Raw genomic sequence first — 26467 nt, 5'->3', positions numbered from 1 at the left:
GAATCAGCGTGGCAACAAAAATCCCTAACTGTAAATTTAATTTGATTAAGAAATATCAAGTTTTTGCCAAACTAGTTATATGCCTAATCAATCTTCTACTAAAATGCCCCCTACTCAAACTTCTAGTTCGTTATTTACGCTCACAGTTTCCCCAGCCAAGGTAATCCGCGGTTGCAATGTGCTGCAAGCAGCTGCAAAAGAGATCGCCCTTTTGGGAAATCGTCCCTTAGTTGTGACAGGTGATATATCACGGCTAGTCCTTCGGGGGTTCGCAATTGACGGAAACCGCCTTGGTGTTGGCGGAGCCTCTGGTAGAGAAGACTGCGATCCACTTACTGCTGGACATTTACGTACTCTTGACAACAGCCAAAAGAGTTGGCGAGAAAGTTTAGAAGAACATCAGTTAGATATTGCTCAAGCCTCTTATGGTGTGGATTGTTGCGAAGCTAGTCTGAAATCTTTACAGAAAGCCGCAACAGAACATAAAGCTGATGTAATTATCGGTGTTGGTGGCGGTAAAGCACTAGATACAGCTAAATTAGTCGCGCAGCAGTTGCAGTTACCAGTAGTGACAATTCCTACCTCAGCTGCTACCTGTGCCGCGTGGAGCGCTTTGTCAAATGTTTATTCGGAAACAGGAGCGTTTCTTTACGATGTTACATTGTCTCGATGTCCCGATTTACTGATACTTGACTACGACTTGATTCAAACTGCACCACAACGCACCCTAGTAGCTGGAATTGGTGATGCGATCGCCAAGTGGTACGAAGCTTCAGTTAGCAGCGGACACTTGCAAGACACCTTAATCATTGCCGCAGTCCAACAAGCAAGGGTTTTGCGAGATATCCTCTTGCAAAAATCAGTCGCCGCCCTCAAAGAACCTGGTAGCGAAGTTTGGCGAGAAGTTGTAGACGCCACCGTTTTACTCGCTGGGGTAGTTGGGGGACTAGGAGGGGCGCAGTGTCGCACCGTTGCTGCCCATGCTGTGCATAATGGTTTAACTCATATTTCGGGACATGGCAGTATTCACGGTGAAAAAGTTGCTTTTGGGATCTTGGTGCAATTGCGGTTGGAAGAAATGCTACAAGGCAATCAACTAGCAGGCTCGGCGCGGCAACAGTTATTAAAGTTCTATACAGAAATTGGACTGCCGCAAAAATTAAGCGATTTGGGATTGGGCAATATCACATTAGGCGAGTTGCAACGGTCGACTGAAATTGCCCTATCTCCTAATTCTGACATCCATCGACTACCATTTAAAGTCGCACTGGAACAATTGATGGCTGCAATGGTTTCCACCACTGCACCAATAGAAAGCAGAGACTCGATTAATAGTCGAGTCTCGACAAGAGGAAAGAGTGATGAGGTTGAGGAATGAGTTTGAATTGGATAGTCCCAGCAGAACGCATACAGACATTGCCACCTTACGTGTTTGCCCGTCTAGATGAACTCAAGGCTAAGGCACGGGAACAAGGGCTAGATTTAATTGATTTGGGCATGGGAAACCCCGACGGCGCAACGCCACAACCAGTGGTAGAAGCAGCGATCGCGGCTTTGAGAGATCCCGCTAATCACGGTTATCCTCCTTTTGAAGGCACTGCTAGTTTCCGTCGTGCCATCACTAACTGGTATCATCGCCGCTATGGTGTGATTCTCGATCCCGATAGCGAAGCTTTGCCCCTATTGGGTTCTAAAGAAGGATTAACCCATTTGGCGATCGCCTACATCAATCCTGGTGATGTCGTTCTGGTTCCTTCTCCCGCTTATCCAGCACATTTTCGCGGCCCAATAATTGCTGGTGGTAAAATCCATAGCCTGATTCTCAAACCAGAGAATGACTGGTTAATTGATTTAGCTGCCATTCCTGACGAGGTTGCAAGACAAGCCAAAATTCTCTATTTCAACTATCCCAGCAATCCCACTGCTGCCACTGCACCCCGCGAATTTTTTGAAGAAATCGTCGCCTTTGCCCGCAAGTATGAAATTCTGCTGGTGCATGATTTGTGTTATGCCGAGTTAGCTTTTGATGGTTATCAGCCAACTAGCTTGCTAGAAATTCCCGGCGCCAAAGAAATTGGTGTGGAATTTCACACCTTATCTAAAACCTATAATATGGCTGGTTGGCGTGTAGGATTTGTGGTGGGGAACCGCCATGTAATTCAAGGTTTGCGAACTCTCAAAACCAACTTGGATTATGGCATTTTTGCCGCTTTGCAAACAGCAGCAGAAACCGCCTTACAATTACCAGATGTCTATTTGCATGAGGTACAGCAACGCTATCGTACCCGCCGCGATTTTCTGATTCAAGGATTAGGACAGTTGGGTTGGGATATTCCTAAAACTAAGGCGACGATGTATCTTTGGGTGAAGTGTCCTGTTGGTATGGGTTCAACAGATTTTGCTCTCGATGTATTGCAGCAAACTGGTGTTGTCGTCACTCCAGGAAACGCCTTTGGAGTTGCAGGTGAGGGGTATGTGCGGATAAGTTTGATTGCAGACTGCGATCGCTTGGGTGAAGCTTTACATCGCTTTAAGCAAGCTGGTATCCGCTATCAGCCGGAAACCACAGTTTCTAATTCCGAAGCGATCGCCGATCTCGTTAGTTGAATAGAGTCAGAAAACCCAACATTACATGACTAAAATTTTGGCTGCTCATGTTTGATATCATGTAAAAAAGTAGAAAGAGTTAAAAATGATTGGTACGAATATTTACATCAGTCAAGAAACTCAAGAATCTCTAATTAAAGCTGCTGCTTTAAAAGAAATGTCTGTTGAAGAACTAGCTTCTTCTATTTTGAGGGAAAGTATTGAAGAAAAATTTGGGCAAATTAGGTATTCTTCTGAGAATCAAGGCAAATTTGCCGTTAATCCTCTTGTAAGAATGCAACCCTATGCTTATTTGGCAGATCCTAGTGAACCCGTTATTTCTCCTGATGATTGGGAAATGAATCAGAATTTTGAAGTGAATGATTTGTGATCATTCTTGATACTCATATTTGGGTTTGGTGGAATCACAATGATTCAAAATTGACGTCTCCCCACCATGAAGCAATAAATAGGGAAAGACCTCATGGTTTAGGTGTTTGCTCTATAAGTTTGTTAGAGATTAGCAGACTAGTTACCCAAAATAAGTTAATTCTTCCCTGTTCGATTCAAGAATGGTTTAATATTGCTTTTGCACAAGAAGGAGTACTTCTTCTATCAATCACTCCCCAAATTGCCATTGATTCATACTCACTTCCAGGTAATTTTCATAAAGATCCAGCCGATAGAATTATCGTTTCAACAGCAAGAATGTATGATGTTCCTTTGGTGAGTGTAGATGAAAAAATACTTGCTTATTCTAATGTAAAAAGAATTCTCCCCTGAGATGACAGCACATTTTAGGTAAATGAAGTACACATAATAAAACCCGAAACCCTGTAGAGACTTTACATCTACGGTCTCTACTTATGATTCATGAAAATGCCAACTGCTGTAAGTGCGTGAACCGCTAATTTTACAGTGTAGGCGTTGCTCTCAAAAATTGGTAAATCCATAGAAGCTAGGACTTACGCACTGTACAAATAGACCATCATGTGTATTAACTAAATTTGGTTGTTTCAGGCTTTTTATAACTACCCTTTGATGGTTGGCGATCGCTTCAAAAGCGTCGAAAAACCAATCTCTAATGGCTGAAATTCATATCCCATGTTTGGTATTTTCTGTCAATGCGTAAGTCCTAGAAGCATAAACAGCAATGCCCACGCTACAATCTCTGAATCTGTATTTTCTACTTCAGAATAGAGAGAGCATCCTTTTATCGACGAAATTGAATTCATGCAAACTTCCGTTACTACTATCCCTCATTTAATTGCTGTGGGATTTCATGCTCTTTCCGAACCACTCAGGATTAGTGTGCTAGAACTGCTAAGACAGCAAGAACTGTGTGTATGTGACTTGTGTGAAGCCTTGGGAGTAAGTCAGTCGAAACTGTCTTTTCACTTGAAAACTCTTAAGGAAGCTGGCTTAGTTCACACCCGTCAGGAAGGGCGCTGGATTTATTACAGCTTGAATATTTCCCAATTTAGGGTTTTAGAAGAATATTTAGCAAATTTTCACCATAGTAGTGTGGCTACGCCCGCACTTTCTCGCTGCGATTAGTTAATACTCCCACTTGGGGATACCTCTGCGGTGTTTGCAAATATTGGTGCAATCATGGTTAATGACCTTGGTAAAGATAATGCATCAAGTTTTATTGATGAATTTTTGTGTATAGTAGCGGCATACTTATTGACATATCAATTTTTTTTGAAATGATATAAATATACCTTTGATATCAGCTATACAGGTGAGGTCAATGAAAGCAGTAGCAAGAAAATTGGCTCTCGCAGTTGGAATTTTGGCTTTTGCGACAAGTTGCACAAGCACATCCAATTCATCTACTCAAACTCAGCAATCGCCAAATGTCACACAAGTTAGTGATTCCACGAAGGCAAGGACGATCAAGATTGATGGTTCGAGCACAGTTTATCCGATAACGCAGGCGATCGCGAAAGAGTTTCAAGCCGACCCCAGGAATAACGCCCAAGTTCAAGTTAACTTTTCTGGAACTAGTGGAGGATTTGAAAAATTCTGTACTGGAGAAACAGATATTAGCAATGCCTCTCGACCGATTTTGAAAGCAGAGATGGAAGCTTGTAACAAAAATGGCGTAAGGTATTACGAGTTCCCCATTGCCTTTGATGCGCTTACCATCGCCGTTAATCTACAAAACGACTGGGCAAAAGATATCACCATCGCAGAATTGAAAAAGATTTGGGAACCTACTGCTGAAGGGAAAATCACCCGTTGGAACCAGGTACGTGCGTCTTGGCCAGATCGTCCACTTTCTTTGTACGGTGCAGGTAAGAAATCTGGTACTTTTGACTATTTCACAGAAGCAATAGTAGGAAAAGTTAGAGCTGGTCGCAACGATTATACAGCTAGCGAGGATGATGAGGTTTTAGTAAAAGGGATTAGCAAAGACCCAAATGCTTTAGGTTATTTTGGCTACGCTTATTACGAAGAAAACCAAGGTAAATTAAAAGCTGTTGCTGTAGACAACGGCAAAGGGGCAGTGTTGCCATCACGTCAAACAGTGGAAAAAGTCCAGTATCAGCCACTGTCTCGACCTTTGTTTATCTACGCTAATTTTGAGTCTGCACAAAAGAAACCGGTAGTGAAAGACTTTATAAATTTCTACATTGAGGAAGCACCAAAGATAGTAACCTCCGTAGGTTATGTACCCTTACCATCTGAAGGCTACCACCTGAATAATGTTCACTTTTATGATGGAAAGGTGGGAACAGTTTTTGATGGTGAAGCTCAGCTAAATCTGACGCTTGGGGAGTTATTACGAAAACAAGCGAAGTTTTAGATAATGAAGTCATTTTTAAAGGAAGTTTCCCAATGCAGACGGGAGGCTTTAGCGGAAGGAATTGGCACTTTTATTTTGGTTTTTGCAGGTACTGGCGCAGTCATGGTAAATGACCTCAGCCAAGGTGCTGTTACCCATATTGGTATCAGCTTTGTTTTTGGTGCAGTCGTTGCGGCGTTGATTTACGGAATCGGGCATATTAGCGGCGCACACTTCAACCCCGCGGTGACATTAGCATTTTGGACAAGTGGTTTTTTCCCTAAACAGCGAGTTTTGCCGTATATTTTGGCACAATCAGTAGGTGCGATCGCAGCTTCAGCTTTTCTGCTAATTAGTTTGGGACGAGTTGCCAATTTGGGGGCTACCTTACCACTGAATGACAATTGGTTGCAATCTTTGCTGTTAGAGTTTGTTCTCACCTTCATTTTGATGTTGATCATTTTTGGTTCTGGACTTGATCGCCGCGCACACATCGGTTTTGCTGGGTTGGCGATCGGGTTAACTGTGGGAATGGAGGCGGCGTTTATGGGGCCAATTACTGGTGCAAGTATGAATCCGGCGCGTTCATTGGGCCCTGCTCTTGTGGGAGGAATTTGGCAGCATCACTGGGTTTATTGGGTTGCACCAATTTTAGGAGCGCAATTAGCAGTCATAGTTTATGGGCAACTTTCTAATGGTTTTCGAGATTTCAATGAATAAAGAAAGCTGTCATTTGTCACCAACGAATGAATACGAAGTCTGATTTCAACAAAGAAGAATTACGTGATTTAGAAATGATTAATGATTTCCATGACTCCTTTTGATCATCCACCAAGAATATTGTTTTTATATGGCTCTTTACGAGAGCGTTCCTATAGCCGCTTGTTAGCAGAAGAAGCTGCAAGAATTATGGAGGGATTTGGTGCAGAAGTCCGGTTTTTTAATCCTCTGGAATTACCTATTTATGGTAGTGTGCCGGAGACTCATCATCAGGTACAGGAATTACGCGAATTGAGTATATGGTCTGAGGGTCAAGTGTGGTCTACTCCTGAGATGCACGGCAATATTACTGGCATTCTCAAAAACCAAATTGATTGGATTCCTTTAAGTTTAGGAGCAGTTAGACCAACTCAAGGTAAAACTTTAGCAATCATGCAAGTAAGTGGTGGTTCTCAATCTTTTAATGCTGTGAATACGCTGCGAATTTTGGGGCGTTGGATGCGGATGTTTACGATTCCCAATCAATCTTCGGTGGCGAAAGCTTACCAAGAGTTTAACGAAGATGGAACTATGAAAGATTCAGCTTACCGCGATCGCGTCATCGATGTGATGGAAGAACTCTATAAGTTTACCCTGCTGTTGCGTGACCAGGTTGACTATCTAACAGACCGCCATAGCGAGCGTAAGGAAAAAGCAGCGCAGGAAGCTATCAAGGTAGCGAATAGCGCGCTGGAAGTTAATGCAAATAAAAGTTCATAAAAGTTTTCTATTATCAAATGATCAACAACTAAAAATATCATGAAACGAGTAATGTTTGTTTGCAAGAAAAATTCCAGACGTTCCCAAATGGCAGAGGGTTTTGCTCGTACTTTAGGAGCAGGTAAAATTGCTGTTAGTAGTTCTGGGTTGGAATCCAGTCATGTAGACCCCAAGTCGGTTGATATTATGTCGGAAATTGGCATTGATATCAGCAATCAAACATCGAAACCTTTAAGTGATTTCAAGCCCGAAGATTACGATGCAGTGATTTCTTTATGCGGTTGTGGGGTAAATTTACCAGAAGCTTGGGTGTTAAGAGATGTATTTGAAGATTGGCAACTTGATGATCCAGAAGGGCAATCAATTGAAACTTTTCGCCGGGTTCGTGATGAAGTTAAGGAACGAGTTGTCAAGTTAATTGAGTCTCTTGGTTAGCTGCTGCTTTTATTGTAACGTCAGGCGGCAGCCCTCTTTAATTCATTCCCATGCTGAGCATAGAAACGAGAATAAGGTGATACCAATTTAAAAAAAAGAATGTGACAGATAAATGACGTAGAGACGTTGCATTGCAACGTCTCTACTACCAAAATATTTGTTGCAATCATTAATTGAATCGGTATGAGTTAATTTTTGTCAGTCGATACGATCGCATTGCAAAGTTTATTAGAGGTATGAATTATAGTCTATTCGTGTAAAACTTGCTGTAAGCTGGTTTGCAGGTTGCTATGACCATCAATCAGGTTAGCGATCGCGCGAATTAACTTAGCTGGCTCTACTGGTTTAGTAATATGCTGCTGAAATCCAGCGGCGATCGCCTGTTGGTAATCAACTTCACCAGCGTAAGCAGTTAGAGCGATCGCTGGAATTTGCCCTCCTTGCTCTGGTAGCATGGCTCTGATTTGACGCATCAGCATATAGCCGTCTACTTCTGGCATTCCAATATCGCTTAACAGCAGATGTGGCTGGAACTGGGGTATAACTCGTAGTGCTTCCATTGCCGACGCCACCTGAATTACCTCTGCACCAGACTGCTTTAAAATAAAAGCAATCAAATCTCGCGTATCATCTTCATCATCCACAAGCAGAACTTTCAGCCCATTTAGATGCGGAGAATCATCAGGTTGTCGATCAATTTCATGGCTTTTTGAATCAACTTTCATCAGCGGTAGCAGGACTGTAAAAGTTGCGCCCTGTTCCTCGCCTAAACTTTCTGCTTTGACTGTGCCGCCATGCAGTTCTACGATGTGACGAACAATAGCTAATCCTAACCCCAATCCCCCGAATTTCCTGGTAGTTGCGCCGTCGGCTTGTCGGAAGTAGTCAAATACATAGGGTAAAAATTCAAGGCTAATTCCCTTACCTGTATCACGAACTTGTAGCTGAGCCTGAGAACCAGAGGACGCTAAACTAATTTCTACCTGTCCACCTTGGGGTGTAAATTTAATCGCGTTAGAAACCAGATTCCAGACGACTTGCTGTAAACGATTTGAATCGCCCGCCACCTTTGCGATGTTTGGTTCAAATACAGTTTGAAGGTGAATCGATTTGGCTTCAGCGGCTAGACGTACGGTTTCTATGGCTGCGGCGATCATAGATGTCAGATTTACTGGACTAACATTCAGGCTGAGTTTGCCTTGCAGAATGCGAGAGACATCTAGCAAATCTTCGATTAGTTGGGTTTGGAGCTTGGCATTACGCTCAATGGTTTCGAGAGCGCGATCAGTGGTTGCTTGATCATACTTTTTAGTTCGCAGTAACTTCGACCACCCCAGGATCGGGTTGAGTGGTGTGCGAAGTTCGTGAGAGAGAACTGCCAAAAATTCATCTTTGATGCGATTCGCTTGAATCAATTGCTCTTTGCGCCGCTGTAACGAAGCCATGAGTTCAGCGCGTTCCAAAGCGATCGCTACCTGATCTGAGGTGGCTTGCATCAGAGCAATCTCCTCTGGGGTAAAATGAGTGCGGGAGAGGCTGGCAAAGGAAAGTACGCCCAGCAGTTTGCCTTGAGCAATTAACGGTTGACCTGCGTATGCTGTAATCTTTAAAGAGCAGAGAATATGTGCTCTTGGATGGGTAGAGTGCAGTACATCGTTAACGACCATTTGACGTCGTTCCTCTGCCACGACTCCACACATCCTTTCATTAAATTCCAGGTATTCAATTTCTTGAAATACTTCATCAGTGATGCCACTCCAAGATACTAAGCGAAGTCTCTGCTTATTCTCGTGCGTATCGATGAGATAGTGGAAGTAAAAATCCAAATCCATCTGCGCCGAGAGTTTGCTGAACAAGCTGTTCATTAGATCCAACGGACGTTCGGTTGAAAGCAAATCACTGGCTGTTTCCGAAAGAAGTTTGAGACGTTCACTGCGCTCTTGCAAGGCTTGCTCTGCAAGCTGACGTTCACGAAGGGCGCGTTCCCGTTCGGTGATATCAATTGCAACTCCTCCTACTAGTTGATGCTCAGACGCATCGGCAATTGGAAACTGATACACCAAAAATTCACCAATTGTGCCATCTGTGCGGGGAGCAGACTTGATCGCCTCTACGACTTGATTGGTTTCGGCGACTTTTCTGATGTTATCGAAGAACGGTTGAGCGATTTGGGCTGGGTATAACTCAAAGATGTTTTTGCCGATTGGCTTGTTTGTTGATAAATCGAATGTACGCAAATACGTTTGACTTAAATACAGTACACACCCATCAGCATCTGTAATCCATGCTGGTGCTGGACTGTTGTCCATAAAAGCTTGAAATTGTTTTTCACTCTGGCGTAGCGCTTTTTCAATTTGCTGGCGATCGCGTAGTGCGGCTTGCTGTTCGCTAATATCAAGAATGAATGCAACTGATTTGTGCCTAGCTGCTCCTAAAAGAGTGTAGCCAATTACAACCGGGATGCGGGAACCATCCTTACGAATGTATTGTTTCTCATAGGGAGTACAGGCTCCCTTAGCCTTGGCTTCGGCGATCGCTAGTTCATCTAAATAAAGATACTCTGGGGGAGTCATTTCAATCCAGCATAGTCTGCCGGCTTGGAGATCTTCACGGGTATAACCGACAATTCGCAAGAACTCATCATTGGCTTCACTAATGCCACCATCTACATCACCAAAGAGAATCCCAACTACATTGGCTTCTACAAAACTCTTGAGCTTCTCCTCACTATCTTTAACTGTGGCTTCTGCCTGTTTGTGAGCGGTAATATTCATGATGCTCACCAATACACTGTCAAATTTGGTCGCTGGCGGCGGAAACGTAATTGTAAAGATAATATTGAGGCGCTCTCCTTGAAGAGTTTGCAGAATTGTTTCCGACTCCAAGTAGGTTTGTTCATCAGTAATTGCCAAGAGTTCTTTGACAAATACCTCTAGGGTTTCTGGTAAAAATATTTGATGCAGCGAAGTCAAGAGATCATTTTTTTCTTGAGCGCCAAACATTTGCACAGCCGCATTGTTTGCGTTGACAATTCTTACCATGCCAACTGCTTGTTGAATGAAGTCAGGATGTTCGGCAAAAAAGGTGCGAAAATTTTGAACGCCTTGGGTTTTCAAATCATCAAGTGCTGCTTTGACAAGAGAAAAATCTTGTTCAAAAATCGACACGCCTGTGGCTTCAAATATATAGCGGTATTTTTTCTCCTGTTCTTGAAGTGCCTCCTCTACTTGTTTGCGTTCGCTGATATCTGTAGTGCTGCCAACTATGCGTATGGGTTGTCCATTAGCGTCCCGTTGCACCACTATCCCTTGATCTAGTACATAAATATACTGATTATCCTTGTGACGAACTCGATACTCATTGACATAGCGATCGCCATTTGCCAAGGCGACTATCGCCCCGTCTTGTGTACGCTGCAAATCCTCTGGATGGACAAGCTCACGCCACCAACTGCTAGTTGGTTGGGCTTCGGTAAGAGAATAGCCCAAAATTCGGGTTAAACCCTCGGTTCTTTCAACATTATCTTGTTCTATATTCCAGTCATAGATCAGACAATTGACCGCAGCAGCAGCTAACTCGAAACGCTCGTTAGCTAACCTTAGTCGCTCCTCCTTCTCTTGCAAGGTTTGTTCTGCTAACTTGTTTTTGCTAATGTCGCGGAAGAAAATGTTAAGACCATCTTCAAAAGGGTAGGCATGAATCTCAAACCACTGGTTGTGCTTGGGTGGAAAGTAGTAGTGATGCTCGAAATGGAGGGGAATTTGTTCCGCCATTGCTCGGCGGTACTGGTGCTCTATATTTGTCCCTACGGATGCAGGCCACTCTTCCCAGTGCGACTTCCCGATGATCTCTATCCTAGGTTTGCCGTTAATTCGCTCTGCTTCTGCATTCTGGTAGATAATCTGCCAGTCACGGTCTAGCGCCACAAACGCATCGCTCATGGTTTCTAGGGTACGTGTGATTTGTTGATTGGCTTGCTGTAGTGCTGCTTCTGCTTGTTTGCGTTCGCGTAGCGCAGCTTGCCGATCGCTCAAATCAACAACAAAACCAATGAACGTTGCTTCAGAGTCTCCCACAAAGGCAGAACCGAGCAAAACGGGAACGCGAGAGCCATTTTTGCGGATGTATTCTTTTTCAAAGGGCTGGCATATTCCGGTAGTTTTGAGTTCTTGTACTGAACTCTCACTCAAATGAAGGTGCTCAGGTGGAGTCATCTCCCGCCAATTCATACGGTGAGTGGATAAATCTTCTTGCGTGTAGCCAACCATCTTCAGAAAGGCATCATTGGCTTCAATAATTGAGCCGTTTATATCAGTGACAATGACCCCAATGATGTTGGATTCTAGCAGTCGGCTAAATCGCATTTTGCTGTTTTGCAGCAACTTCAAGTTTTTTTCTGCCTTGCGTCTGGCAGTTCGCAACTCTGAGGAGAGTATGGTAATTAGGAGGGATACTAGTGAGAACGTAATGCATCGTACTAAGATGCTCAGGCTGATGATCTCAAACGAGTAAACTGGCTCAATCAAAAAGTAGAGAGCAACTACAACAGATAAGGCGATCGCCAACACTCCCGGTACTATGCCGCCATACCAGGCACTAACTGCCACAGCAGCATAAAACAATGTAAATACACTCGGCTCAAGAACTGGCTGTAATAGTGGCGTCAGCAATAGCGCCGCCATGACTGCCAGAATCATCACACCATGAGTTAGTAACCGAGAGCGTATCATCAAAATTTTTTCGGGTACTGTCAGCGTCATCTCAGGAGTCCTCCCCCTGTTCCACTTGTGGTAAATACTGCCTCAGTAGTTTTTTGCCTGGTTCACCCATGTTCTGTAACATTTCCTCAATTAGCTTTAGTGCCATTGGTGAAGGCACTGTATTCCCGTTCTCCCAGCGATTGACTGTTCGCAGCGAAACCCCCAACTTGGCTGCAAACTTCTCCTGAGAAAGATCAAGTTGCTGCCGAAGTTCACGGATTAAATCTGATATTTTGAGCGGCTTTCTTAATTCCATAGTAGGAAGAATAAGACACGTGTCGCGCCATTTGTCTCCAGCTTGGGGAAGATTTTGAGTGTAGTGTTGCGACACCTGATTGAGAACAAAAGTACTGTATGTTTATGCTTTATCTGACACTTTGCTTTTATAGCTTTTACCAAAATATCACTGCTTTTGCCAAAAAATACCTGATTTTTTAACTTTTGCCAGATATCTAGCTTCTCAGATATGTAGTTAATTTTACTTCTTGGGTAAGATGTCAACGGCAAAGCTATTAAGTTAAGATATACTGCTAAATGTTGCCTAATCTGCACTAATGTTGTGATTAATCAACACTCAGAAAAACTCCTAAACACTAAACTGGAAGAAGCTTCCGATAAAGGCTATAAATTTAGCTGGTTTGATTGGTTGTGTCTCTGGTATCCTCCGGGCTGGTTGATTTTATTTAACCGCCACTGGCAGCATTATAACGTCGATCCTGATGGTTGGAATTGGTTAGAATATGGATTATTTTTAATTCCTGGCGGATTTTATCTAGCAGTAATGATGCGTTGGTTGCGTCTTGGTTGTCGTTCACCACGAACAGAAGTAGGGGAATTTAATCCAAAGTATCAACAAGCTTTTCGTGAAGAAGTTCTTAGTTTTATAGCTAAATATTATTTTCGTGGGGAATTGCAACAAATTGATAACTTGCCACAAACAGGTTCAATGATTGTGGCGATGAATCATGCAGGGATGTGTTTTCCTTGGGACTTTTTGACCTTGGGTTATTTATTAGGCAAAGCACGAGGTTGGATAGTGCAACCTTTAGCGGGTGTACCATTATTTGAACATCCTTGGGTGATTTGGTGGCTACCACCCAAATGGGCACAGGTTTTAGGTGCTGTGCGAGCAGAGATCGGTGATTTTGAAGAGGCGATCGCCAACAGCCAAAGTAAAATTATCCTATACGCACCCGAAGGTTTACGCGGCCCTTTTAAAGGTTGGAGAAAACGCTATCAACTGCAAAAGTTTGATATCAGCTTTATTCAGCTGAGCGATCGCTATCATATTCCCATTCTCCCAGTTGTTTGCATTGGTAGTGAATCTCTACATCCTTGGACAGTTAACCTTAAAAAATTGCAAGGATTATTTAAATTACCCTTCTTGCCTTTCTCGCCTTTGATGCTTATCTTAATTTTGTTTCCCTCAATGGGAGTTTGGGCAATGAGAACACGTCTGCGTTACTTTATTCAACCTTTGGAAAAGGATATTAATTCAATTAAAGGGCGTGGAGCAGCTTATCGACAAGCACAACAACTACGAGATAAATTACAAATTCAACTTAATTATTTACTTGGCAAACCGATGAAGCGCTGAACTTGAACGAATATATCAGTAAACGCTAGGGGAGCAATAGTGCCTGTGGTTAGTATTAGTTCAGTTGTGTATTGTCCATTTTTTAAATCTCGAAATACATGCATCTGAGCAGTTTTAAGATTAACAACCCAATATTCAGCAATACCTGCTTCTGCGTAAATGTCTTTTTTATCACCTAAGTCTTTGCTCAGGGTGGCCTTAGAGAATTCGATAATCCAGAAGATGTCTTCGGGGTAAGGATGGTATTCTAAGTAGACCTCGCCTAAAGGTTTGACAATGGCAACTTCTATTGCTCGGTGATAACGTTCAATTGTCCATTTATAGGTAGTTACAGTCATTTTTGTTCTACCGCTAAAGCATCGATTCAGTAATCGCAAAAACCCGATTTCTTTTCGGTAAAACGACCAATTATCGTTGACTGTAGAGACGTTGCATTGCAACGTCTCTACGAAATAATCGGTTTTTCTCGCTCCTATCTTCAGTAAACCACAAACTTTTCAAAACCAACGTAAAAACAAGGGTTTCAGCCATTGTGAATCTGGAGTATTCACCATTGCTTTTAGAGGGATCAAGCGATCGCTCGCTTGAAGGTAGCTAGGGGTATCGTCTGAAATCCTCAATTTAACGTTGTTTTGTGAGTTCTGTGAGATCCCTGGTTTTAGCTGAAATGTCCAGGTGGTAACACTTCTAAAAAACTTTTTGGTTTACTGATCTTGAATACTGAATCGGTGTTCTAGACAAGAGGATTGGTTTAATTTTAGTCTATAGTGCAAATTCGTGGTTTTAGATTGGGCACTCAAACAGAACGAATAAAATAATTTAGGAATTTTCTATTGAGGAAGCCCCGAAGCGATAGCCTTTACCGTATACCGTGTGAATCAATTGAGAGTCTCTACCCACCTCAATCTTACGGCGCAACAGGCGAATTAATGCCGCGATCACATTACTACTGGGTTGTTCGTCATCTTGCCACAGATTTTGCAAAATCTGAGCGTGAGTTAGCAGTTGTCCAGTGTGTTCCATAAAGTATTGTAGTAGCTGGCTTTCTTTTTGCGATAGTTCAATGATGCGTCCTTGACGATAGGCTACTTGATTTTCACAATCAAGTTCTAAATCCGCTACAGTTAGCCTTCCGCCGATAGTGTCGTAAGTTTGGGAACCGGAACGGCGCAACAAAGCACGAACTCTGGCTAATAACTCTCGTAGTTCAAACGGTTTCACCAAATAGTCGTCCGCACCAGCATCTAAACCTTCTACACGGTCATCTAGAGTATCTTTGGCTGTGAGAAACAGAACGGGAGTTGTTTTGCCTTGGCGTCGCAATTGTTGACAAATCTCTAATCCCGTTTTTCCTGGTAGCATCCAATCTAAAATTAGTAGGTCATAACTGCCTGCTTGTGCATATTCGCTACCACTTGTACCATCATAAGCGGCATCCACAGTATAACCCTCGCGAGTTAACAAGCGACTTAGAGGGTCAGTTAGTTCAACTTCATCATCAACTAATAAAATTCTCATACTGCTTATGGTAAGCATATAGAGATATTCTCATTAATGAACCGCCCTTGGGGTTCGCCAGTCTCCATCGTGATGGAAACCGCCAAGACTGGGGCTGGACTCACCGAAACGCCAACAACGATACTAAGAAAAAGAATGCTGACAGTTGCATTGCCAAAAGGGGAACTACTTAAAAATAGCATCCGGTTGCTACAATCTGTGGGATTAGATTTTAGTGCCTTTTTAGATTCAGGGACTCGCCAACTTCAAATTCCTGATGCTAGCGGACAAGCTAAAGGGCTGCTAGTACGGGCGCAGGATGTGCCAGTTTATGTAGAATATGGTCAGGCACAACTGGGCATTGTCGGTTACGATGTGCTGCGAGAAAAACAGCCGCAAGTTGCACATTTGGTAGATTTGCAGTTTGGGCATTGTCGTATGTCAGTAGCGGTAAAAGCATCCAGTTCTTACCGATCGCCTTTAGATTTACCACCAAATGGTCGAGTGGCTTCTAAATATGTGAATTGCGCTCGTGAATATTTCCACAGTTTAGATTTACCTGTAGAAATAGTACCACTGTATGGTTCAGTAGAGTTAGGCCCAATTACCGGGATGTCCGAGGCGATCGTCGATTTGGTTTCCACAGGGCGAACTTTGCGAGAAAATGGTTTGGTTGAGATTGCCACTTTGTATGAAAGCACAGCCCGATTAATTGCTCATCCTCTGAGTTATCGCCTGAATATGGGTAATCTCAGCGATGTGATTGGCAAACTGCGGGAGGCGGTTTTAGTACGGGTTTAATTAGTAGTGCCTCTTGAACAACACGCAGCATTCCCCACCCTCAACTCTTGGTAGACACCTGGTGAAAAAGAATGTAGAGACGTAGCAGTAGAGACGTAGCAGTGCTACGTCTCTACAAGGGTTTTGGATAATGCATATTTAATTTCTGGAGATGTCTAATAGATGATTTCAGCATTTGGTTGCGAAAATATAGGCTTGCATTAAACCTTTGTGTTCCTTTGCGCTTCTCTGGGTTTCCAAATACTAGTTTTTCAACGCAGAGGGACGTAGAATTTTGCCAAATTTATTCGCTATGAATTAATTCAATGTTGTACTTAGTAACCTTGAATGACAAAATCTGTCGCGGTTAGAATAGAATTAGCAGTCAACTGAGTAAGTAAACCGCCACCGCCAAAACCGGATTCCGTACCATATTATTTGATACACCTTCAAAATGAAGCTGAACTATGGGGATCCAGGCGAATTGAGTATTTAGTAGAACTACAGGGTAATTGCGATCGCATAGATAATAGATATCAGTAAATTCTAGAATTGTTGAGTTCTTAGTCTCAACAGGAAAACGGCATCGCAGTTTCAATGTACGTTAAACTTTTAGAATACATACACAAAAAAGTCTGAAAGTCACAAGGCAACTCTCGAAACTTTAAATGTGGGTTGCTATTAAGTATTCCTCTGCTTTTTACCAAAATTAAATAGACAGCATACTTTGATTTATTAAAAAAAGTTAATGAAAGCTGAACGCACTGATGAAGATGCGGTGAGACTAGAAGCTCTCCGCCAGTATCAAATTCTTGACACCGAACCTGAAGAAGCCTACGACAGCCTTGCCCAATTAGCCGCATATATTTGTGGCACTCCTATGGCCTTGATCAATTTCATTGATGAACATCGTCAGTGGTTTAAGGCAAAAGTGGGTTTAGATGTACTAGAAATGCCCTGGAATGTTGGGTTATGTTATCTTTGCCAAGAACGGCGGGACATTGTAGTAGTTACAGATACATTAGCTGACGAAAAGTTGGCAAAGAATCCGGTGGTGATTGCCGAGCCTTATGTGCGGTTTTATGCAGGTGTGCCCTTGATTACTGCCAAGGGAGACATGCTAGGAACTCTGTGTGTGCTTGATCGAGTTCCACGAGAACTGAGCCAAAAACAAATGGAGGCGCTTCTGGCTCTGAGTCGCCAGGTGCTCAACCAGTTAGAGCTAAGGCGAAATTTAGCGAAAGTATCCCGTTTTGCTGAGGAACTAGAGCAAACGGAGACATCCTTACGTCAGAGCGAACGGCGATCGCAACTATTTGCGGAAATCACTGTAAAAATTCGAGAAACTTTACAAATAGAGGACATTCTCCGCACCACGGTGACAGAGGTACAAAAACTACTACAAGCTGACCGAGTATTGATTTTTCAACTATGGGCTGATGGTTCAGGAACAGTGGTACAAGAGGCAGTATTGCCTGGTTGGCCGGTAATTTTGGGAAAAAATCTTTTCGATTCCTGCTTTAAAGAAGAATACCTGGAGAGATATCGCCAAGGAAGAGTCAGTGCGATTGAAGACATTGAAAGCGCTTACATTCGACCATGCCATCGAGAATTTCTCCAACAGTTTGCTATCAGGGCTAATCTGGTAGTGCCGATTCTTGTCAGGGAAGGTATTTGGGGCTTGTTGCTAGCTCATCAGTGTGCCACCCCCCGGCGGTGGAATAGCTTTGAGACAGAGTTATTACAGCAGTTGGCTAACCAAATTGGCATTGCTATATCCCAAGCACAATTGTTAGCAAAACAAACCTGCTACAGTCAGGAACTAGCCCGTTCTAATAGCGAATTAGAACAATTTGCATACGTGGCTTCTCACGACTTGCAAGAGCCGTTGCGGATGGTGACTAGTTATTTACAACTGCTAGAGCAAAGATATAAAAGCAAACTAGATGCCAATGCCGATCAGTTCATCGCCTATGCTGTAGACGGAGCACACCGAATGCAGACTTTAATCAACGATCTGTTGAACTATTCGCGGGTTAGCACCCGTGGACAGCCCTTTGTACCAGTTGATTGTAGTGCTGTTTTAAAGCAGGCGATCGCTAATCTCCAAGTTGCAATTGAGGAGAGTGGTGCAGTTATCACCCACGACCTTTTACCCGAAGTGATAGCTGATGCTACTCAACTGACACAGGTTTTCCAAAACCTCATCAGCAACGCTATCAAATTCCGTCAAAATCTGCCCCCAAAAATTCACATTGGTGTACTCAAGGGGGGTGTAGATGCGGATAAGGAAAGTTTAAATATTATCCCATCAGAAGATGAATGGTTGTTTTGGGTGCGCGATAATGGAATTGGTATAGAATCCCAGTATGTCGAACGCATTTTCGTAATTTTTCAGCGCTTGCACGGTAGAGCCAAGTATTTGGGTACTGGTATCGGTCTAGCAATTTGTAAAAAAATTATCGAACGCCACGGCGGCATTATCTGGGTTGAGTCGGAACCGGGTCAAGGCTCGATTTTCTACTTCACAATTCCAGATAAAACAGGTAAACAATCGTGAGTGTAAAATCAGCGATTATGCCTATAGAGGTTTTGTTAGTAGAAGACAATCCTGGCGATGCCCAACTCACTCGCATCGCTCTGGAAGATAGCAAAATCTCGATTCATCTAAATGTGGTCGAAGATGGGGTAGAGGCAATGGCCTTTTTACGAAAACAGGAAAAATACGCAACAGCGGTACATCCAGATATTGTACTGCTCGATTTAAACCTACCCAAAAAAGACGGGCGAGAGGTACTGGCAGAAATCAAATCGGATATCAACCTCAAGCGTATTCCTGTGGTCATTCTCACGACTTCCCAAGCCGAAGAAGACATCATCAAAGCCTATAACCTGGCTGCCAACTGCTACATTACTAAGCCCGTTGACTTCGATCAATTCGCTAAAATTGTACAATCGATAGAAAATTTTTGGTTTGTGATCGTCAAACTGCCACCGGAGTGATGGATATGGCAGACGAAATTATTAAAGTCTTATTAGTAGAAGATAACCCTGGCGACGTCTTTTTGTTGCAGGAGTTCTTAAATAAAGTTGGCACAGTTCGAGTTGAATTAATGCCTGTTGAGCGGCTTTGCGAAGCGCTCAATTATTTAGCAAAAGAAAGTTTTGATGTAATTCTCTTAGATTTATCTTTGCCAGATAGCCAAGGACTGGAAACCTTCCTTAGAACTCATTATCAGGCGAAAGCAACTCCGATCATCGTATTGACAGGTATAGACGATGAAACCCTAGCAATTAGGGCCATGCAGGAGGGAGCGCAGGATTATTTGGTGAAAGGGCAAGTAACTGGCGACTTGCTAGTACGCTCCATGCGTTATGCGATTGAGCGTCAACGAGCAGATGAAGCACTGCGACATAGTGAGGAGCGATTTCGCGTCGCCCTAAAAAACTCCCCAATCTTTGTCTACCACCAGGATAGGGAGTTACGTTATACCTGGGTTTATAACCCTTCCTCTTGGTTAACTGTTGAGAACATGTTGGGCAAACACGACTCGGATATCATGCCTGCTGAAGATGCTCAACGTCAGATTGCGATTAAAAATGGGGTGCTGAATACGGGCATAGGTACGCGAGAAGAAGTATCTATTACTACTGCAACTGGAACTCGATATTACGATTTGACCGTAGAGCCATTACGGAATGAGTCGAAAGAAGTTGTAGGAGTGACTTGCGCTAGTATCGATATTAGCGATCGCAAACTAGCTGAAGAAAAAATTCGGGAACAAGCTGCATTACTTGATGTCACCACTGATGCAATTTGCGTGCGAGATTTAAACAATCAAATTCTCTTTTGGAACAAAGGTGCAGAAACACTTTACGGTTGGCAAGCTACAGAGGCTTGGGGCAAAAATGCTAGTGAGCTTTTGTATGACGAACATTCACCGGAAATGGAAACGGCTCTATTGCAAGTCATCAGTAAAGGCAAGTGGCAAGGTGAGTTAACTAAACTTACCAAAACTAACAAAGAAGTTCTTGTAGCCAGTCGCTGGAGCTTGGTGTACGATGAGCGGGGAAGTCCCAAATCAATTCTCACAGTTGATACCGATATTACCGAGAAAAAACAACTCGAAGCCCAACTGTTTCGTGCTCAACGTCTGGAAAGCATCGGCACCCTGGCTAGTGGCATTGCTCACGACCTCAACAATATTCTGACGCCGATTCTCGCGGGAGCGCAACTACTACCCCTAAAATTCCCCGATGCTGATGAGCGGACTCAGCATCTGTTAGAAATTCTGGAAATGAACGCTAAACGCGGCGCTGATTTAGTCAAACAAGTTCTGTCATTTGCGCGAGGTGTAGAAGGGAAGCATATTACGTTGCAACCCAGACATCTAATTATGGAACTTGCCAAGATTCTCAAAGAGACGCTGCCAAAATCTATTGAAATCCTTACTGATGTACCACAGGATTTGTGGACGGTTTCTGGAGATAGCACACAGATGCATCAAGTGCTGATGAATCTCTGCGTTAATGCCCGTGATGCCATGCCCAATGGGGGTACTTTAATAATCTCTGCGGAAAATGTGTTTTTCGATGAAAATTATGTCCGCATGAATCTGGAAGCCAAAATTGGGCCTTATGTATTGATTACTGTCTCCGATACTGGAATTGGCATTCCTGCGGAAATCTTAGATAGAATTTTCGAGCCATTCTTTACCACAAAAGAAGTGGGAAAAGGCACGGGATTGGGACTTTCCACCGTAATCGGGATCATCAAAAGCCACAGAGGTTTTGTAAATGTATATAGCGAAGTAGGAAATGGCACTTGCTTTAAGGTCTACTTACCAGCCGCAGAGGAAATGGTAACACTTAACGCTAAAAGCTTAGCACTACCCCCAGGGCATGGAGAATTAATTCTGATTGTGGATGATGAACCCGCCATTCAAGAGGTTACTAAAACATCTCTGGAAACTCACAACTATAAGACCATAATTGCCGATGATGGCATTGAGGCGATCGCACTATACGCCAAACATACGGAGGAAATTAGTGCTGTATTGATGGATATCATGTTACCATCACTAGATGGTTTAACCGCCATTCGGACTTTACAAAGAATTAACCCACAAGTCAGAATCATTGCCACCACAGGGCTAATGTCCAGTAATAAGATCAGCACAATAGCTAGTATTGGTGTCACTACATTTTTGTCAAAACCTTACACCGTCAATGAATTATTGCTGGCTTTACAGAAAGTAATGTCGTGAGATCAGGTTGCTTTGGTAAAAAAGAGCGATCGCTGTGAATTGCGATGGATCTAACATCAGGCATCAGGCGATCGCAACTTAGTGTGGGTTACGGCAACTTATCAGTTACATCTACACATTAAATCGGAATAACAACACATCCCCTTCCTGCACAACGTACTCTTTACCTTCACTACGAACTAATCCTTTTTCCTTTGCAGCATTCATTGCACCAGTCGCCACTAAATCTTTATAAGCAACGGTTTCAGCGCGAATAAATCCTCGCTCGAAATCAGTATGAATTACACCCGCAGCTTGTGGTGCAGACATTCCCGCATGAATTGTCCAAGCACGGGTTTCTTTGGGGCCACAGGTAAAATATGTCCGTAAACCTAAAAGGGCGTAAGTAGCACGAATTAAAGATTTCAAGCCACCTTCTTGTACTCCCAGCGATGCCAGGAAATCGGCTTTATCTTCTTCTGGTAATTCAACTAATTCAGCTTCAACTTGAGCAGAAACTATCACAACTTGGGCATTTTCGGTTGTTGCAATTTGCCGAACTTTTTCAACAAAATCATTACCCGTTGCCAACTCATCTTCAGAGACATTAGCAGCATAGATAATCGGTTTATAAGTGAGCAAGTCTAATCCTTTAATAATCTCTGCCTCTTCTTCACTCAAGCTCACCTGGCGTACAGATTTACCCTCATTTAAAGCAGCAGCTAATTTTTCCATCACTGTCACTTCAAACTGTGCATCTTTGCTAGTACGAGCTTGTTTGCGAGTGCGGTCAATTCGTCGCTCTATTTGGGCTAAATCTGATAAACCCAATTCTATATTAATGATTTCAATATCTCGCGCTGGGTCAACAGAACCGGCAACATGGATAATATCGTCATTTTCAAAACAACGCACTACATGGACAATAGCATCGACTTCCCGGATGTGGGACAGGAATTGATTACCTAGTCCCTCACCCTGACTTGCACCTTTAACCAAACCAGCAATATCTACAAACTCAACACGCGCTGGGATAATTTGTGCCGAACCAGAAATTTGAGCGAGAACATTTAACCGCTCATCCGGTACTGCGACAACGCCGACATTCGGTTCAATCGTGCAAAAAGGGAAGTTAGCCGCTTCTGCTTTGGCATTAGCAACTACAGCATTAAATAAAGTAGATTTTCCGACGTTGGGAAGTCCGACAATTCCGGCTCTTAGCATTTTGGATTTTGGATTAAAGTATTAAAGATAATTCAAACAGGTTCAGGTATGGTTTGGGGAATTGGCCCTGGAACCGGTTGAGGAATGGGAGCAGGTACTGGTTCTGGTAAGGGTTGAGGAATCCCTGGCCCTGGTACAGGTTCGGGACGTGGTAAGGGATTCGGTTCAGGAGTGGGGATCTGTGGTTCAGGTATAGAAATAGCAGTGGGATTAATCATGGTGGGTCTAATTAAATTATTCGACTTTCCCAAGCTAGATGACAACCTCAAATTCTGACATCCTCCCAAATAGCTATACTATCCTTTAATAATTTACCGCTATTGCTATCAATTGCATCTGAACTAATGTAGAGACGTTGCATTGCAACGTCTCTACACGATCGCACTAGAACCCAGCGCAGATGGAATCTGGGGGGTTCGGCTTATGGATATTCAGATTTGGTCACGTCCGATGTGCGCCGGGTTGACCGTTTTGAACTACAAACGAAGCTAGGGTGCTAATAGAGGCATTAAAATCAGTAATGCTGGATACAGCGCGATAGTCACTTTGCCAACGTTCTGGAGTGAGGTTGCAACGGACGTAGCCCCGAAATGCACCGTCGAAAAACTTGGTGTGAGGATTGTCACTCAAAGCAGCTTGAACTGGGGCAATAAATGGGGACGGAAAGTCAGAAGTAATCGAAGTTCCTACGAACTCTGTGCCAACTGTCGCTGAGGTTGGTTGACTAAAATCAAGCTTCAGATCGTGTACCCAACTCGAATGAATGTCTCCAGTAATTACCACAGGGTTGGATGGTTGCCGTTGGTTCAGGAAACTCAAGAGCCGATTACGTGCAGCTACGTAGCCGTCCCACTGATCCATGTTGAACACTTCTGCGTCTGGGCTGGCATTAAAATCGTATTCAGCCAACATCGTCTGTTGAGCAATCACGTTCCAGCACGATCGCGACTTGTCTAACCCCTTAAATAACCACTGCTCTTGCTCTGCCCCTGTCATAGTAGCATTTACATCAAAGGCTTGGACACAACGGGGTTTGAGTCCGTCATCACAGGGTTGATCAGTGCGATACTGGCGCGTGTCTAGTACGCTGAACTCAGCTAAATCACCATAAGTGAACCGTCGATACAACTGCGTGTTTGCTCCGTTGGGCAACGAAGACTGACGCAGTGGCATGTGTTCGTAGTAAGCTTGGTAAGCATTGGCTCGCCGCGCCACAAATGCTTGCTGGCTTTGGTCATCTTCGGGTATCAAGTTGGCGTAGTTGTTGTCAACTTCATGATCATCCCAAGTGACTATCCAGGGAAAGGCTGCATGAGCAGCTTGCAGATTCACGTCAGTCTTGTACAAAGCGTGGCGGTTGCGATAATCAGTAAGGGTGACTATTTCTGGGCTGTTATGTTGGCGTGGCCCACCAGATTGCGGCCCATATTCGTAAATATAATCACCAAGATGCACAACTAAGTCCAGGTCTTCATCAATTAGATGCCGATAGGCTGTGTAGTAGCCGTTTTGCCAATCTTGACAGGAAACGAAGGCAAAGTTTAGTTGTTTGATGTAACTATGGAATGCGCTAGCTGTACGAGTTCGCCCAATGGGGCTAACTTCATTACCTACTTTAAATTGGTACCAATACCAACATTCAGGCTCCAGCCCACGTACATCCACGTGTACCGAGTGTGCTAATTCTGGAGTCGCCAGCGTTTTCCCTCGTTGCACCACTTTCCTCATATTCTCGTCAAGCGCAATTTGCCACCGCACTACAACATTTCTTAGTGGCATTCCACCGCCAAACAGTGGAGCGGGAGCGAGTCGTGTCCATAACACAATACCATCTGGCAAAGGATCACCAGAGGCGACGCCAAGACTGAACGGATAGTCAGAAAACCTCGATTTCGCTAATGCTGGAAGCCCTTGGCTAGTTACCGCTAACCCGGTTAAGAATCCTGCACCCAGCAAAAAACTCCGCCGTCTGCACCGATTGGATAACAGATGAGCGTAATTTCTCAGTTCCATATTCACCCCTACTTTTAGATGTCGATACTGTTGGCATTCAGGAGGGTCAATTGCCAGTAGCACAAAAAAATTTAGTGGCTTTTTTTGACTTATCCCCAGCGTGCTCAAGCAAATAAAAGGAACATAGCAACTCAGGCTCAAGTAAGGATTAAGGTAATGTTAAGTTTGACTTTTGTGGGAGACTAATGCTCAATCAAAACCAAACACCCTTATTAGACGCCTTAAAAGCTAATGCAGCACGTCCCCACGCTCCCTTTTACACCCCAGGACATAAGCAAGGTGAGGGCATTTCTCAACCATTAGCTGATTTACTGGGTAAAGCTGTATTTCGCGCTGATTTAACCGAGTTGGCAGATTTAGATCATCTTTTTGCACCCCAAGGCGTCATCCAGGAATCGCAACAACTGGCGGCTGAGGCCTTTGGCGCATCACAAACATGGTTTTTAGTCAATGGCTCTACCTGTGGAGTGGAGGCGGCAATTCTCGCTACCTGCGGCGCGGGCGATAAAATTATCCTGCCTCGAAATGTGCATTCTTCTGCGATCGCGGGTTTAATTCTCTCTGGTGCTATGCCAATTTTTGTTAATCCTGAATATGATTCAGCTTTAGATATTGCCCACAGCATTACGCCTAGCGCTGTGCAATCTGCGCTCCAACAACATCCCGATGCTAAAGCTGTATTCGCAATTTACCCAACATATTACGGTGTTTGTGGCGATTTGAGCGCGATCGCTCACATTACTCACCAATACAATATCCCTTTACTAGTTGATGAGGCTCACGGCGCACACTTCGCTTTTCATCCAGAATTACCCACCCCAGCCTTAGCTGCTGGCGCTGATTTAACTGTACAATCCATCCATAAAGTACTTGGTGCTTTGACACAGGCATCGATGCTGCACGTGCAAGGTAATAGAATAGATAGCGATCGCATCAGTAAAGCTTTACAGCTTGTGCAGTCAACTAGTCCTAGCTATTTACTTTTAGCTTCCCTGGATGCAGCACGTCAGCAAATGGCACTGCACGGAAACATGCTGATGTCTCGCACTTTGCAACTTGCAGAGGAAGCTAGAACCAGAATCAGCCAAATTATTGGATTATCTACTCCCCTTGTTTGCAAACAGGGGATGAGTTCATCTGGCTTTGTAGCTTTAGACAAAACACGACTAACTGTCACAGTTTCTAATTTAGGTCTAACCGGGTTTGAGGCAGATGAAATTCTAGATGAAGAATTGGGTGTTACCGCTGAATTTTCATCACTGCAACATCTCACTTTTATTATTAGTTTGGGCAACACCTATGCCGATATTGAGCAACTAGTGCAAGGTTTCACTATTCTTGCCCAAGGGTATCGCCACAACTTGACTTTAAGAACCCCAATCTGTCAAAATCTTGTAAGTAGAATGGGATATTCTGGGCATTATTCTCCTCGTGAAGCTTTTTTTGCTGTTAGTGAAACATTACCTTTAGCCAAGACAAGCGATCGCATCTGTGCAGAAATCGTCTGTCCTTACCCTCCAGGAATTCCCGTTTTAATGCCAGGAGAAATCATTACCAAATCTGTTCTTGATTACCTGCAACAAATCCAGACAATGGGAGGATTTATCAGCGGTTGTGTCGATACTAGTCTACGCACGTTAAAGGTTATGAAAGAATGAGTAAGTAGGTAGACGTAATTAAATTTAAGATAAAACTTTTGTTCGTAGTGAGCGATTTATCGCTCTATACAAGGTTTTTAAGGGCTAGAGCCGCTTACTACAAGCTTTGCTATAATTAAACCCTTCTACTTAATACTAATAGGTTCAAAATAAATGAAGATAAAGCTTTTAGTTCCAGCAATAGTACTTTCAATAGTAACTATTTTTAATGGAGTTGCTTTGGCTCAGATTCCAAAGAATCCAACTACACCTACTACTAATACTCAAGAAATAGGGTTCTACCGATCCCCTTATGAAAAAAAAGTATTTTAAACGAGAAAAAAGAGCTAATAACAAACAAGAATATAGCGCTACAAGCTAAGTCTGACAAAGGTTAATGACTTTTAAAATTTTTTGAAGAT

22 protein-coding genes are annotated in these 26467 nt (G+C 43.4%); 15 read left to right on the top strand and 7 right to left on the bottom strand.

The features are described from left to right. Positions 1–79 precede the first annotated feature (79 nt). From IQ246_RS11705 to arsC, 9 genes are all read left to right on the top strand, one after another. The gene (locus tag IQ246_RS11705) at positions 80–1378 is read left to right on the top strand and encodes an iron-containing alcohol dehydrogenase family protein (protein ID WP_194003143.1); all 1299 of its coding nucleotides are present in this window, start codon (positions 80–82) and stop codon (positions 1376–1378) included. Next, on the top strand, positions 1375–2607 hold the full coding sequence (locus IQ246_RS11700) for an aspartate aminotransferase (protein ID WP_194003142.1): 1233 nt from the start codon (positions 1375–1377) through the stop codon (positions 2605–2607). The genes IQ246_RS11705 and IQ246_RS11700 overlap by 4 nt, the downstream gene beginning before the upstream one ends. An 85-nt stretch (positions 2608–2692) precedes the next feature. Next, positions 2693–2977: a hypothetical protein gene (locus IQ246_RS11695; protein WP_194003140.1), complete on the top strand. Its 285-nt coding sequence runs from the start codon at positions 2693–2695 to the stop codon at positions 2975–2977. Continuing rightward, positions 2974–3369 (top strand): type II toxin-antitoxin system VapC family toxin, encoded by a 396-nt coding sequence (locus IQ246_RS11690; RefSeq protein ID WP_194003138.1) that lies wholly within the window; start codon positions 2974–2976, stop codon positions 3367–3369. The genes IQ246_RS11695 and IQ246_RS11690 overlap by 4 nt, the downstream gene beginning before the upstream one ends. Positions 3370–3819: 450 nt before the next feature. Then, on the top strand, positions 3820–4143 hold the full coding sequence (locus tag IQ246_RS11685; RefSeq protein WP_194003136.1) for a helix-turn-helix transcriptional regulator: 324 nt from the start codon (positions 3820–3822) through the stop codon (positions 4141–4143). 196 nt (positions 4144–4339) lie between these two features. Beyond that, positions 4340–5398, top strand: coding sequence for a PstS family phosphate ABC transporter substrate-binding protein (locus IQ246_RS11680; RefSeq protein WP_194003134.1), 1059 nt, complete (start codon positions 4340–4342; stop codon positions 5396–5398). A gap of 3 nt (positions 5399–5401) precedes the next feature. Next, complete coding sequence (locus tag IQ246_RS11675) at positions 5402–6097, top strand: MIP/aquaporin family protein (RefSeq protein WP_194003132.1); 696 nt, start codon at positions 5402–5404, stop codon at positions 6095–6097. A gap of 90 nt (positions 6098–6187) precedes the next feature. After that, positions 6188–6856 carry an arsenical resistance protein ArsH gene (gene arsH / locus IQ246_RS11670; RefSeq protein WP_194003174.1) on the top strand — a complete coding sequence of 223 codons (669 nt, stop codon included), beginning with the start codon at positions 6188–6190 and terminating at the stop codon, positions 6854–6856. 39 nt (positions 6857–6895) lie between these two features. Then, entirely contained in the window at positions 6896–7291 is a 396-nt protein-coding gene (gene arsC, locus IQ246_RS11665; protein WP_194003130.1) for an arsenate reductase, glutathione/glutaredoxin type, read from the top strand. 248 nt (positions 7292–7539) lie between these two features. Here arsC and IQ246_RS11660 read toward each other — a convergent pair whose 3' ends face one another. After that, positions 7540–12051 (bottom strand): PAS domain S-box protein, encoded by a 4512-nt coding sequence (locus IQ246_RS11660; RefSeq protein ID WP_194003128.1) that lies wholly within the window; start codon positions 12049–12051, stop codon positions 7540–7542. A gap of 1 nt (position 12052) precedes the next feature. Then, positions 12053–12382, bottom strand: a complete 330-nt coding sequence (locus IQ246_RS11655) for a helix-turn-helix transcriptional regulator (protein WP_339379261.1) — start codon at positions 12380–12382, stop codon at positions 12053–12055. A gap of 228 nt (positions 12383–12610) precedes the next feature. On the opposite strand from IQ246_RS11655, the gene IQ246_RS11650 reads away from it, so the two are divergent. Then, positions 12611–13648, top strand: coding sequence for a 1-acyl-sn-glycerol-3-phosphate acyltransferase (locus tag IQ246_RS11650; RefSeq protein ID WP_194003126.1), 1038 nt, complete (start codon positions 12611–12613; stop codon positions 13646–13648). Here IQ246_RS11650 and IQ246_RS11645 read toward each other — a convergent pair. Together IQ246_RS11645 and rppA are read right to left on the bottom strand one after the other, a co-directional pair. Continuing rightward, positions 13618–13986: a Uma2 family endonuclease gene (locus IQ246_RS11645; RefSeq protein ID WP_194003124.1), complete on the bottom strand. Its 369-nt coding sequence runs from the start codon at positions 13984–13986 to the stop codon at positions 13618–13620. The two genes, IQ246_RS11650 and IQ246_RS11645, sit on opposite strands and share 31 nt — an antisense overlap. Positions 13987–14467: 481 nt before the next feature. After that, positions 14468–15166, bottom strand: a complete 699-nt coding sequence (rppA, locus tag IQ246_RS11640; protein WP_194003170.1) for a two-component system response regulator RppA — start codon at positions 15164–15166, stop codon at positions 14468–14470. A gap of 135 nt (positions 15167–15301) precedes the next feature. Here rppA and hisG point away from each other — a divergent pair, with 135 nt between their 5' ends. From hisG to IQ246_RS11620, 4 genes are all read left to right on the top strand, one after another. After that, entirely contained in the window at positions 15302–15946 is a 645-nt protein-coding gene (gene hisG, locus IQ246_RS11635; protein ID WP_194003168.1) for an ATP phosphoribosyltransferase, read from the top strand. A gap of 727 nt (positions 15947–16673) precedes the next feature. Continuing rightward, the gene (locus IQ246_RS11630) at positions 16674–18485 is read left to right on the top strand and encodes a GAF domain-containing protein (protein ID WP_194003122.1); all 1812 of its coding nucleotides are present in this window, start codon (positions 16674–16676) and stop codon (positions 18483–18485) included. A 17-nt stretch (positions 18486–18502) separates the two neighbouring features. Next, positions 18503–18928, top strand: a complete 426-nt coding sequence (locus IQ246_RS11625) for a response regulator (RefSeq protein ID WP_208492127.1) — start codon at positions 18503–18505, stop codon at positions 18926–18928. Between the two features lie 5 nt (positions 18929–18933). Continuing rightward, a complete protein-coding gene (locus IQ246_RS11620) occupies positions 18934–21192 on the top strand; it encodes a response regulator (RefSeq protein WP_194003118.1) in 2259 nt (752 codons plus the stop codon). A gap of 111 nt (positions 21193–21303) precedes the next feature. On the opposite strand, the gene ychF is transcribed toward IQ246_RS11620, so the two are convergent. From ychF to IQ246_RS11605, 3 genes are all read right to left on the bottom strand, one after another. Then, positions 21304–22395 carry a redox-regulated ATPase YchF gene (gene ychF, locus IQ246_RS11615; protein WP_194003116.1) on the bottom strand — a complete coding sequence of 364 codons (1092 nt, stop codon included), beginning with the start codon at positions 22393–22395 and terminating at the stop codon, positions 21304–21306. Positions 22396–22427: 32 nt separating this feature from the next. Then, on the bottom strand, positions 22428–22613 hold the full coding sequence (locus IQ246_RS11610) for a hypothetical protein (RefSeq protein WP_194003114.1): 186 nt from the start codon (positions 22611–22613) through the stop codon (positions 22428–22430). Between the two features lie 223 nt (positions 22614–22836). Further along, positions 22837–24408 (bottom strand): alkaline phosphatase, encoded by a 1572-nt coding sequence (locus IQ246_RS11605; protein ID WP_194003112.1) that lies wholly within the window; start codon positions 24406–24408, stop codon positions 22837–22839. 185 nt (positions 24409–24593) lie between these two features. Here IQ246_RS11605 and IQ246_RS11600 point away from each other — a divergent pair, with 185 nt between their 5' ends. Next, positions 24594–26066, top strand: a complete 1473-nt coding sequence (locus IQ246_RS11600; RefSeq protein ID WP_194003110.1) for an aminotransferase class I/II-fold pyridoxal phosphate-dependent enzyme — start codon at positions 24594–24596, stop codon at positions 26064–26066. Positions 26067–26467 lie beyond the last annotated feature (401 nt).

Source organism: aff. Roholtiella sp. LEGE 12411 (assembly GCF_015206995.1).
In the GTDB taxonomy this organism is placed as follows: domain Bacteria; phylum Cyanobacteriota; class Cyanobacteriia; order Cyanobacteriales; family Nostocaceae; genus Komarekiella.
This window is presented reverse-complemented; position numbering and strand designations above follow the sequence as displayed.